We start from the raw sequence: 11,061 nt of genomic DNA, 5'->3' as shown, positions 1-11,061 counted from the left end.
AAAGACGCGGCACCGCGATGGCGGCGATGGGGATCGCAACCGCACTGGGCCTGGGCCTTTCGATCACGTTGGGCGGGGTCGTCGCCGAATGGTGGGATACGCGCTATGCCGCAGGCGGCGCTCCGGGTGGCTTTTCCGGGTGGCAATTCGCCTTCCTCGTCGCCGCCCTTCCCGGCTTCCTGCTGGCCTGGATGATCTATCGGCTCAAAGAGCCGGTGCGCGGCGGAGTCGACGGAATCCGTTCGCCGGAGGATCCACACCCGTTCAAGGCGAGCGCCGCGGTGCTGGGCGCGGTGACACCGGGCGCCAACTGGTTCTCGCTCTGGAGCCGCAAGGCGGGATCGCGGCAATGGACGATCAATCTCGTCGGGCTGGCGATCATCCTGCTCGTCTGCTTCGCCATGACCGGCGTCGCGCAGGACTTTTCCCCCCGCCCGGCGATCAACGCGCTCGGCCTGACACTCGACCCGCACGTGCTGCAATGGTTCGTGGTCGGCTTCGGCGCGTTCGTGGTGTTGAACCTGTTCCAGTCGCTCAAGCTGACCGACAGGCCGACCTATGCGGTGATGTTCTCGCCTTCGCTGATCCTGCTGTTCGTCGTCGGCGGGCTGCAGACGGCGATCAATTACGGGGTGATGGGCTTCACCCCGTCATTCCTGATCCGCGAATATGGATTGTCGCAGAGCGCCACCGCGATCCAGTTCGGCCTGCTCGCGGCCGTGCTCGGCATGATCGGCCCGATCATCGCGGGTCCGCTGTCGGATTTCCTGACCAGGCGAATGGGGGCAACCGGGCGCGTCTGGCTGACCCTCGCTTCGCTCGGCATCTCGCCCTTCTTCGGGATCTGGACCTACAACGCGCCCGATCCGTTCAACTTCTACCTCCGCTTCACCTTCTACAGCCTCATTCTCACGCTGTGGCTGCCCCCGATCTATTCGCTCTATTATGACCTGGTGCTTCCGCGCATGCGCGGGATCGCGAGCGCGAGCTACATCATCATCTCGACCCTGCTCGGCCTCGGCATGGGCCCCTATTTCGTCGGTATCGTATCCGACCGAAATGGCGGCGATCTGGGCCAGGCGATCATCTCGGTCAATCTGGTCGCGCCGGTGATCGTGGTGATCCTTATTTACGTCCTCACACGCATAAAGCGGGACGAGGCGAGCGTGCTCGATCGGGCACGGTCGGCGGGAGAAGCGGTGTAGATGACAACCGTCCGCGAAGCCGCCCACCGGATCTTCGAGCATTTCGGGGTCGACCGGCTGTTCGGCAATCCCGGCAGCACCGAGCTGCCGATGCTCAAGGCCCTGCCCGAAGGGTTCCGCTATGTGCTGGGGCTGAACGAGGCGGTGGTGGTCGGCATGGCCGACGGCTTCGCGCGGGCAAGCGGCAAGCCCGCGCTGGTCAACCTCCATAGCGCGGCGGGCACCGGCCATTCGCTCGGAAACCTGTTCACCGCGTTCCGGAATTGCGCGCCGATCGTGGTCACCGCAGGCCAGCAAGCGCGCTCGATCCTGCCCTACGACCCGTTCCTCTATAACGAACGGGCGACCGAATTCCCGCGGCCCTATGTCAAATATGCGGTCGAGCCCGCGCGCGCCGAAGACGTCCCGCAGGCGCTGATCCGCGCCTTCATCACCGCGCTGACCCCGCCGATGGGGCCGTGCTACGTCTCGATCCCGGTCGACGATTGGGACCGCACCTGCGAGATGCCGGAGCTGCCCGAACTGGCGCTCCAGCCCTCGCCCGATGCCGGGGGGATTGCGAAGATCGCAGCCATGCTTGATGCGGCCAGCAGCCCGGCGCTGGTAATCGGCACCGGCGTCGCCAATGCCGGCGGCTGGGACGCGGCGATTGCGCTGGCCGAGAAGAGCGGCGCTTCGGTCTATTGCGCGCCCTATGCCGCGCGCGAGACCTTCCCCGAAAGCCACCGGCAATTCGGCGGCTTCCTTCCCGCCTGGCGCGACCAGCTGCGGACTATGCTTGCTCCGCATGACGCGATCCTCGTCGCCGGGGCGCCGGTGTTCACCTGGCACGTCGAGGGCAGCGGGCCGCATTGGCCCGAAGGCGCGAAGCTTGCCGCGCTATCGGACGACCCGCAGCATATCGCCGCGCTCCCCGGCGGCCTCGGGGTGCTCGGCAATCCGGCGATCGGGCTCGGGGCGCTGGCGGAGCAGGTGGAGCCGCGCGACTTTGCGGGCAAGACCCACCAGTTCATCGACCCCGAACCTGCAATGACCGCCGCCCATGTGCTGAAACGCATCGCCGCGCTACGGCCCGAGAACGCCGTCATCGTCGAGGAAGCCCCGACCGCGCGCGGGCCCGAGCACGTCACCTTGCCGATCACCCGCGAGGGCGGGTTCTATTCCTGCGCCAGCGGGGGCCTCGGCTATTCGCTGCCCGGCGCGATCGGCGTGGCGCTCGGGCAGGAGGACAAGGTGATCGCGATCCTTGGCGACGGGGCGGCGATGTATGCGATCCAGGGCCTGTTCAGCGCGCGCGAGGAAGTCGCCAATGTCAGCTTCCTGATCATGAACAATTCGGCCTATGCCGCGCTGACCATGTTCTCCTCCGAATTCGGGATGAACCATGTCCCGGGTTGCGACCTTTCCGGCATCGATTTCGTCCAGCTGGCCGAAGCGCAGGGCATCCCCGCGCGGCTGGTCGACGAGGTCGCCGAGATCGACGATGCGCTCGAATGGAGCTTCGAACAATCGGGCCCGACGCTGGTCGATTTCAGGATCGCCTGACCGACCCCTCATGCCAAAGAAAACGGGCGGGGAATTCCCCGCCCGCTAATTGGCGCTATCCGCCGGCTTCTTCCTCTTCTTCATCGGCCGGCGGCGGCGGGCCGAAGCTCGGCGGCGGCGGCGCGCCGGGGGCTACCCGGTCGAAGTCGAACTGCCGCGCCCAGGTCGCGTTGGAATCGGGCTCGTTCGGATCGATTTCGCCGCGCGCGATGCCTTCGCGCTTCGCGCGGTCGGCGGTGATATAGTTGCGCACCTGCACATTGCCTTCGTGGCAGGCATATTCGAAGAACTCGTATTCGTTGTCGCGGGTCCATTCGAGCTGCGCGGTCCAGGGCGCGGTGAACACTTCGGGATCGTCATAGGTGATCTCGTAGAGGATCGCGTCGGGGCCCTGCATCGTCAGCCGTTCGCGCGAGCGGGCCTTGGTGCTGGTCGGCGCGGTATTGAACGGCAGCGAGTATTGCGTCGCGATGTTGAGCGGCGCGGCGGCGCGCTTCGAGACGTCTTCCGACACGCTGTCTCCCGACTTGATATTGCTGGTCTCGATCACCAGCGTCTTGCCTTCCCACCAGCCACGCGAATTGCCCATCCAGGCCTCGACTTCGGGTTCCCAGCGGGCCGCAAGCGCGGAAGCCTCGTCGGGATAGAGCTTGACCACCCTTGTGCCGAGCATTTCGAGCACGATCGTGACATAGCCCGGCGCCTGGAAGATCTTGATCCCGTTATTGTAGCGGAAGGGGAACATCGAGGCGGGGAAACCGCGCGACACGCAGCGATCCCAGCTGTCGAAATCGTCGACCCAGTCGAACGTCTGGTTGAGCTGCCAACCGGAGCGGCCGTTTTCCATCTTCCACTGCGCATCCGGCGTCAATGGGGGCAACTTGCCGTCTTTCGGGTCGACAATCATCGAGGTGCGCCATGAATAGGGCGAATTCTGGACCCATTCGGCGAGGCCTTCGGTTCCGCCGACGCTCAGGCCCTGGCCTTCGTTGGAGAAACGGCTGTCCGACCCGCCGGCATTCGCGACCCGCTTGGCGTGTTCCTCGTCGGTGATCCAGACACGCTCGCCATACCCGTCCATCCGCTGGAGCAGGATCGAGGTCTGGGGCAGCTTCTCGATCGGCCAGGTGCCGGTGAAATCCCAGTCGCCCCAGGCAGTCTTGCCCGGGGTATAGTCGGTCGGGGTCGGCGGGAGAACGGTGAGATCGTCGGGCCGCCAGTTCTTGCCGTAGGGGCCGCCATCCCATTCCTGGGCATAGGCTGCCGAAGCCACGGCGGCGGCCACGCCGATCGCCGCAACGGCGGCAGTAAGGCGCGAACGAAAGCTGGAGTTACGGGCCATTTCAGTTCCTCGAATCCGGTTTTGGTTGACTATGTCCGCGATCTTAGACCGCAGCGAGCCCTGCCTGCAACACTATCGCGCACATCGCGACCAGGATCAGCGAGCCGATGGTCCAGAAGGTCGCCCTGATGTCGTGAATCTGGGCGCTGGCATAGGCGAGGAAATGCAGCAAGCGCGAGGCGACATAGCCCCATAGCAGCCATTGCGCGAGGCCGAGCGACGGCCCGGTAAGCACGAAAAGCAGCCCGATGATGCAGAAAAAGGGCAGGTTTTCGAGATGGTTCTGCATGATCCGCCGCCAGCGTTCGACCGCTTCCACGGGCGCGGTCTGGCCGGCATTGGGCTCCGGGTTGAGCGGGGTTTTCCTGAGGTCTTCCGGCGCGCGGAACCCGCCCTTGACGCGCATCATCTGCACCACCGTGATCCAGGCGGCGGAAATCCCCAGCAGCACCATCAGCGCGGCGGCCGCCGCATAGGTCGCAAAGACCGGATTGTCGAAGCTCAGCAGGTCCATGGCTCATCCTCCCCATTAATCGGGAAGGATGCGCCCGAAATGCCGTGCTTGCAATGGGCGGCCCGGCGACCGGTTTCACGCGGTCCGCGACTGGCCTCTATTCGTGCTCGTGCGCATTGCCCCTGCCGGCTCCGGGCACATGGAAGACATGGGTGATGACCCTGCTGCCATCGCCGAGCTTGAGTTCGTAAAGATCGGGCCGGCCATCGGCCGTCCGCCCGATCACCCTGCCCCAGCCGAGCGCGAAATTGCCGATGTCGTCACTGCCGCTGAGGCCCTTGTTCTTGCCCCTCCCCGGAGGCGGACCACCGCCGTCGCCCGAAGACCCGCCCGAGGAATGGGTGTGGCCATAGATTTGTTCGAGCATGTCGTAATCGTGCTGGTTGGGATGCTGGTTGCTTTCGGGGTTGCTGGTGTAGTCCATGCAGGTATCGAGGTTCGGATTGTCGAAATCCTCGTCCTGGTGGGCCAACCCGAAGGCATGGCCGATTTCCTGGCAAGAAACGAGATTCCGCCATGCTGTCGTGTTGTAGGTCGGGGTATTGTAATAGCTGTCGTTGAGCTTGGTCACGCCCTTGGTGATGTGATCTCCCGACAGCCAGATCTGCGCGATGCCCAACCAGCCATTATATCCATAGCTGTCGTTGCAGACCATCACGGTGCCGGTTTCGGCCTTGCAATTCCTGGTGCTGCCCGAGCCCGCGGCCTTGGAGAGACTGAGGACGTTCGAAGCGTTCCAGTCGGCGATCGAAGTGTCGAGCACGCTTTCCCACGGCCCCGAAACATTGTCGACGATGGTGAGCTGCAGCGGAGCGCTCGAAATGCTCCAGTGATATCCGCCCCACCAGTGATCCGCACTCGCGGGGCCGGCGATCATTGCCACCGACGCCGCGAGGCAGGCAAGCTTCAAACGCTTCGTCATAGTTCAGCTCCCGAAATGCATCCGCCCTCTCGGTCTCGCCATGAGTCCAGGCCGGCCAGTGCGATCCAACCGCGATTGCGATTGGCTGGATAACTCAACGGCCCGGCGTTTGCCATCGCGAAAGCTGCGCCGGATCATCCCGTTACACGCGGCCAAAGTCCGGTCACAGGGAGTTCGCGACGGCGGATCAGGCCGAGCACTCGGTTTCCCAGTCGATCGCCGCGAGCCTGATCCGGCGGTCGCGATTATAGATGTCGTCGAGCACCAGCACACCGCCCTCGCCGTCGCCGACTGCGGTGAAATAGGCGATGTAGATCGGGATCGGCCGGGCGAGTTCGACCGTCGTGGTCTCGCCCGAGGCGACGATCGCATCGACTTCGGCACGGGTCTTGACCCCTTCGAGCAGGGTCGCGGCATAGCCGATCGCATCGCCGGTGCGGATGCAGCCATGGCTGTAGGCGCGGACCTCCTCTTCGAACAGGTTCTTGTTCGGCGTGTCGTGCATGTAGACGGTGAAGCGGTTGGGCATGACCAGCTTCATCTGGCCGAGCGCATTGTTCGGACCCGGGCGCTGGCGATAGCTGCCGCCGCCCCAGACATAGCCGCGCGCGCGCGCCGCCGCGGGATTGTTGCGCACCAAAGCGCCCACGCTCTCGCGCACGATGCTCGCCGGGACATTCCACCAGGGGTTGAAGATCACCCCCGTAATGGCCGTATCGAAAACCGGGGTCGGCGTGCTCTTCTTGCCGACGATCACCCGCCAGGTGCCGGCCTTTTCGCCGCCGCGCCAGAGATAGGCCTCGAAGCGGGCGGCGTTGACCAGCACATAATCGTCACCGAGCGAACGCGGCATCCAGCGCCAGCGCTCCATATTGCGGCCGATCGCCGCGCGCCGGTCCGCATCATTTTCCGTCGCATAGGCGGCGCGCAGGATCGCATATTCGTCATCCGCCGGCCGCAGCAGGGCGAAGAAAGTGTCGAGCGTGTCGTTGGCGACCGCCTGCGCCAGCATCGGTTCGAGCGCGATGTCGCGATCGCTGTCGACGATGTTCCACCCGGCCCGCTCGCTCGTGCCGGCATTGCCCAGCAGGTGCATCCGGGCCAGGCGCAGGGCGAGAATCGTCGCTTCGTCCTCGATCCGCTCCCGGTCGCGGGCTTCGACGGCACGGTCGAGCGACGCGGTCGGGATCACCGGCAGCGCGTCCGCAGGCGCCGCCGCCACCCAGCGCTGGAGCGCGGCGATGTCGTTCGATGCCCAGCCCATGCCGGCATCCTGCGCGGAAGCGGCACTTGCACAGAAGAGCAGCGCGAATGTCGCAATTATCGTTCGCTTCACCGCAAAAATTCCTCTTCCTGCCTTGCCCGTGTCCCGATCGGCACAACATCCTTTGCAAATCTGCACGTACGGGATCGCAATGACGAAAATCAATCGACGCCGTTTCATCGGCGGCTCGCTGGCCCTCTCGGCTGGCCTTGTTACACCCACGGCGCTCGCCCTGCCAAGTGTTCCGGCGGCCGCTCCGGCACCGGCCGGCATTGCCGACCGGCCGGCGATCGTTTCACGCGCACTCGCCGCGCTCGACCGCCATGGCCCGGCGATCGCCCAGCGCGATCTGCTCGGCGTGGCGGATTTCTCGGCGCATTCGAAGGAAATGCGCTTCCACCTGGTCGATATCGCTCGGGGCGAAATCCGCAAATCCTACCTCGTCGCGCATGGCCGGGGTTCGGACCCTTCGAACAGCGGGTTTGTCGAGCGCTTCTCCAACCGTCCGGGCTCGAACGCCTCTTCCGAGGGCAGCTATGTCACGGGCGCGATCTATCACGGCAAGCATGGCCGTTCGCGCCGGCTCCACGGGCTCGACCCGCAAAACGACCAGGCGTTCGACCGGGCGATCGTGATCCATGGCGCCAGCTATGTCGATGCCGCCATGGCCGAGCACCAGGGCCGGGTCGGGCGCAGCCTCGGCTGCTTCGCCTTCGAGCGCTGCGAGATCGACGAGGTGCTCGACCAGCTTGGCGAAGGCCGCCTGCTCTACGCGGCGAAATAGCAGCCGCAGCGGCCGGACGCGCCTGAGCCTTCGTTCTATCCGACGCTGATCTTCTTCTTGGCGTCCTTGGTCGCCTTCGGCAGCGTCAGCACCAGGATCCCGTTCTCGTATTTCGCCGAAGCCTCGTCGATGGACACTTCGGCGGGCAAGGCGATGCTTCGCTGGACCGCACCGTAATAGCGCTCCGAATGGATGATCCTGTCGTTTTCTTCATCCGCGTCGTATTGCGAAACCTCGGCGCTGATAGTCAGGACATTGTTGTCGACCGAGATGTCGATCGCGTCCTTGCTGACTCCCGGAATTTCCGCCTGGACGACGAACTTGTCGCCATTTTCCTTCACGTCGAGCTTGATCTTGCCGGGATGCGGCAGCGGATCGCCATGCAGCGGCGCGATCGAATAGCCCAAGGGGAAATCGTGGAACAGCTCGTCGAAGAGACTGCGACGAGCGGGTGGTTTAGCCATTTGCCTTCTCCTGCCTTCAAGCGTTGAACGATGGTAAATTATAGCAAGGATTGAAGGCGACGTCATTGCGATGGCGCAATTTGGACGCTGGACCGCCGCGTGTCCGGTATGGGTGGAAAGCGGACGTTGAACTATTCGCAGATGTGTTCCCGAGGCCCGCCGTCGCTCTCTGCCCGGCGCGCGAACCTGCGTCGCCGGCCTGTCGGTCCGCGACAAGCGCCCGGTGGCGTCGGTCATCAACCGGCGCGGCAACAAAGATAGCCAGATCAGCTGAGGAGCCCCGAGCTCCGGCACAAAAGGCGTCGACTGGCGTTTAGCTTCCGGGCGGATCGTCCGCTCTTGCCGGGACAGCCGGTCATTCCTGTAGGAGATGTGAGTGCGTAAAGTCCCGATTGCTGGCTCGCTGTTGGCGATGCTGCTTGTTCTAACGGGGTGCAACGAACAATCGGCGGCCGGACGCGCCGAATGGAACGATGCCAAGGCGCAGCAATTGCGCGAAGCGATCGGTCGCCGGGCGATACACGCGCTCGACCGGATGCCCTTTCCCGTCGAAGGCGACGCGGACAGCAGCGAGGGCCGCGAAGCCCTGACGCGGAGCGCTCTTTTCTATGCGACGGCCGTCGCGCAGGGAGCGTCCGATCCGACCAAGCTGTATGAAATCTACACCGTCCCGCGGCCTCGGCCCGATCTGCGGCGCGGGCTGGCCAGGGCGCTGGCCGAGGAGAAGGTCAGCGAATGGATCGACAGCCTCGCGCCGAAGGACGAGAACTACCGCAAGCTCTCCAAGGCCTACCTCGCGCTGCGCAAGCCTGGCACCGCGCCCAGCGCCGCCATTCCCAATGTCGTGGAGCCGCTCAATCCCGGCGCCAGCGATCCGCGCGTGCCGGCGATCTCACGCCAGCTGGTCGCCACCGATTATCTCGCGCCCGCCGCAGCCCAGGGCCAGCGCTACAGTCCTGCAATGGTCCGCGCCGTGAAGCGAATGCAGGCCGACTACGGGATCGAGCCCGACGGCGTGATCGGCGAAGATGCGCTTGAAATCCTCAACCTGTCCGATGCCGATCGCGAGCGGGCGCTCGCGGTGGCGATGGAGCGCATGCGCTGGCTCGAGGGGACCCCACCGGCCACCCGGATCGACGTCAACCTCGCCACGGCGCGCCTCACCTATTGGCGCGACGGCAAGGCGATCGACACAAGGAAGGTGGTGGTCGGCAAACCGGAAAACGAGACACCGCAGCTGCAATCGCCGATCTACCGGCTCGTGGCCAATCCCACCTGGACGGTCCCGCGCTCGATCCAGACCAAGGAGATCGCCGGCAAGGGCTCGGCCTATTTTCGCCGCAACAACATGGTGTGGAAGGATGGTTGGATCGTGCAGCAGCCGGGTCCCAGGAATTCGCTGGGGCTGGTCAAGTTCGACATGAAGAACGAGCATCAAATCTATCTGCACGACACGCCCGCAAAGTCGCTGTTCGACGAAGTGCAGCGCCAGCGCAGCCATGGCTGCGTGAGGGTAGAGGATGCGCTTGGCTTCGCCGAGCTGCTGGCGCGCGACGCTGGCGTTCTCGATCAATGGCGCGAGGCGCGGGCCACCGGAAAAGAGAGTTTCGTTGCTCTGCCGCACGAAATCCCGGTCAGGATGTTCTACCAGACCGTGTTGTTCGATGAGGCGAACGAGCCCGTGATCCGTGCCGATCCCTATGGCTGGAACGACCGCCTATCCGCCGCGCTCGGCTTTCCGGCGAGCACAAGCCTGCGACTTCGGCCTTCCGCCTCAGACGTTGGTCCTTAGCGCGAGCGATCCTCATGTCGTCAGCCAACCGAGCCATTTCGGCTGCAGGCGCTCGGCCAACATGCAGCAGCGGATGCTTCAGGCTAACCGGGTTTCCGGCAGATTCCTCGCACTGAATCGCCTCTGGCGAGACAAATCAGTCACGTCGCATGGAACTCAAGCGACATTCATTCATTTCGTACGAGGGGCGGAAAGGTCGAACCTAAATGATCACGCAGAATCAGAGCAGGCCTCCAATGCCCAACCGGCATCTGCCGAAGAAGTCGCTGGATCCATCCATGCGGAGGCTGATTCATGGTCGAATCCACCCGATGAAACAGCCCGGATTCTTTGCCAGTCTTCTGGACACCTTTGCAAAGTGACCTCCACCGCCGAAGAGACGAAGGCCTAGGCGGGAACGGAGATCGCAGAGGATCCGCTCCTTGGGTCGCGATGGGTCGTTAGCCGACCGGCAGCTATGGGTCGTCAGCGGCCATTCGATTTTCCTACATCGCCGCTTTGTGGAACAAGGCGGCGATGCCTGTTCGCCTTTCCCATGATCGCTCCCCGGAGATTGGGTCATTTTGTTCCACGAGCGGGCAAGGATATTTTAATTTCCCGAGACAGGGCAAGTGTCACTCTCGACCCCTTACACCCTTGGAAAACTGGCATTATTCGACCCGGACAGAGAGGGTGACAGCTGTCACTTGTGTCACCCTAGAGCACCCGCCAGACCCACAATTTGATCGAACTGGCATAGCGCGCGCCGGCGCAGATGAAGATCGAGCGGTTGAGCCATTCGTAGGGCCCGTTGGGGGCAATGAATTCGGGCACGGTGCGGAAATAGTATTCCGACGGGTCGACCTCCTCGCCCGCCACCAGCCGCGCCATCACTTCAGGCGGGCCATGGCGCAGCCCCCTGTTGCGGATCTGGATCAGCGCGCCGTCGTCGGTCTCGATCGCATAGATCGCATCGGCGACCGTCACCCCGTCATGCCTTGTCACCTGCCAGTCGGCCGAATTGCCCATCAGGTGCCCGCTGATCTTCGGCCCCTTCACATAACCGCCGGCAAGGATCGGGATGATCCGCCGCGTCCCGTCATAGGTCTCACCGATCTGGCGCGGCGTTTCGAGCTCGCCGCCGGCCTCGTATACGAACTCGAGTTCGGGCTTGATCATTCGCGCTTCTCCCGTTTTGATCTCTGGCATAGAGCTTGGAACAACCCTAGCGTAACAGGCAAGCGAATCGC

10 protein-coding genes are annotated in these 11,061 nt (G+C 64.1%); 4 read left to right on the top strand and 6 right to left on the bottom strand.

Annotation, left to right across the window (positions count from 1 at the left end; all coding sequences use genetic code 11):
• Positions 1-1,205: MFS transporter (locus AC16XC_RS06215; RefSeq protein WP_484033779.1), on the top strand; the 1,205-nt coding region annotated here is incomplete at its 5' end.
• On the top strand, positions 1,206-2,750 hold the full coding sequence (gene mdlC / locus AC16XC_RS06210) for a benzoylformate decarboxylase (protein ID WP_484033778.1): 1,545 nt from the start codon (positions 1,206-1,208) through the stop codon (positions 2,748-2,750).
• A 55-nt stretch (positions 2,751-2,805) separates the two neighbouring features.
• Here mdlC and AC16XC_RS06205 read toward each other — a convergent pair whose 3' ends face one another.
• The 4 genes from AC16XC_RS06205 to AC16XC_RS06190 all read right to left on the bottom strand — a co-directional run bounded on the left by AC16XC_RS06205 (position 2,806) and on the right by AC16XC_RS06190 (position 6,864).
• Positions 2,806-4,092: a hypothetical protein gene (locus AC16XC_RS06205; RefSeq protein ID WP_484033777.1), complete on the bottom strand. Its 1,287-nt coding sequence runs from the start codon at positions 4,090-4,092 to the stop codon at positions 2,806-2,808.
• Positions 4,093-4,135: 43 nt separating this feature from the next.
• Positions 4,136-4,606, bottom strand: a complete 471-nt coding sequence (locus AC16XC_RS06200) for an MAPEG family protein (RefSeq protein ID WP_484033776.1) — start codon at positions 4,604-4,606, stop codon at positions 4,136-4,138.
• A 97-nt stretch (positions 4,607-4,703) separates the two neighbouring features.
• Positions 4,704-5,528 carry a zinc metalloprotease gene (locus AC16XC_RS06195; RefSeq protein ID WP_484033775.1) on the bottom strand — a complete coding sequence of 275 codons (825 nt, stop codon included), beginning with the start codon at positions 5,526-5,528 and terminating at the stop codon, positions 4,704-4,706.
• A gap of 187 nt (positions 5,529-5,715) precedes the next feature.
• Entirely contained in the window at positions 5,716-6,864 is a 1,149-nt protein-coding gene (locus AC16XC_RS06190) for a L,D-transpeptidase family protein (RefSeq protein WP_484033774.1), read from the bottom strand.
• A gap of 79 nt (positions 6,865-6,943) precedes the next feature.
• On the opposite strand from AC16XC_RS06190, the gene AC16XC_RS06185 reads away from it, so the two are divergent.
• Positions 6,944-7,576 carry a murein L,D-transpeptidase catalytic domain family protein gene (locus AC16XC_RS06185; RefSeq protein ID WP_484033773.1) on the top strand — a complete coding sequence of 211 codons (633 nt, stop codon included), beginning with the start codon at positions 6,944-6,946 and terminating at the stop codon, positions 7,574-7,576.
• Positions 7,577-7,611: 35 nt separating this feature from the next.
• On the opposite strand, the gene AC16XC_RS06180 is transcribed toward AC16XC_RS06185, so the two are convergent.
• Positions 7,612-8,040: an Hsp20/alpha crystallin family protein gene (locus AC16XC_RS06180; protein WP_484033772.1), complete on the bottom strand. Its 429-nt coding sequence runs from the start codon at positions 8,038-8,040 to the stop codon at positions 7,612-7,614.
• A gap of 376 nt (positions 8,041-8,416) precedes the next feature.
• Here AC16XC_RS06180 and AC16XC_RS06175 point away from each other — a divergent pair, with 376 nt between their 5' ends.
• Positions 8,417-9,832, top strand: a complete 1,416-nt coding sequence (locus AC16XC_RS06175; RefSeq protein ID WP_484033771.1) for a L,D-transpeptidase family protein — start codon at positions 8,417-8,419, stop codon at positions 9,830-9,832.
• A 696-nt stretch (positions 9,833-10,528) separates the two neighbouring features.
• Here AC16XC_RS06175 and AC16XC_RS06170 read toward each other — a convergent pair.
• Positions 10,529-10,990 (bottom strand): DUF3237 domain-containing protein, encoded by a 462-nt coding sequence (locus tag AC16XC_RS06170; protein WP_484033770.1) that lies wholly within the window; start codon positions 10,988-10,990, stop codon positions 10,529-10,531.
• Positions 10,991-11,061 lie beyond the last annotated feature (71 nt).

Source organism: Candidatus Andeanibacterium sp. (genome assembly GCF_057143545.1).
This window is presented reverse-complemented; position numbering and strand designations above follow the sequence as displayed.

Coding starts and splice junctions, on each gene's coding strand:
- AC16XC_RS06185 (WP_484033773.1), top strand. CDS start 6,944: ATGACGAAAATCAATCGACGCCGTTTCATCGGCGGCTCGCTGGCCCTC.
- AC16XC_RS06180 (WP_484033772.1), bottom strand. CDS start 8,040: ATGGCTAAACCACCCGCTCGTCGCAGTCTCTTCGACGAGCTGTTCCAC.
- mdlC (WP_484033778.1), top strand. CDS start 1,206: ATGACAACCGTCCGCGAAGCCGCCCACCGGATCTTCGAGCATTTCGGG.
- AC16XC_RS06200 (WP_484033776.1), bottom strand. CDS start 4,606: ATGGACCTGCTGAGCTTCGACAATCCGGTCTTTGCGACCTATGCGGCG.
- AC16XC_RS06170 (WP_484033770.1), bottom strand. CDS start 10,990: ATGATCAAGCCCGAACTCGAGTTCGTATACGAGGCCGGCGGCGAGCTC.
- AC16XC_RS06205 (WP_484033777.1), bottom strand. CDS start 4,092: ATGGCCCGTAACTCCAGCTTTCGTTCGCGCCTTACTGCCGCCGTTGCG.
- AC16XC_RS06195 (WP_484033775.1), bottom strand. CDS start 5,528: ATGACGAAGCGTTTGAAGCTTGCCTGCCTCGCGGCGTCGGTGGCAATG.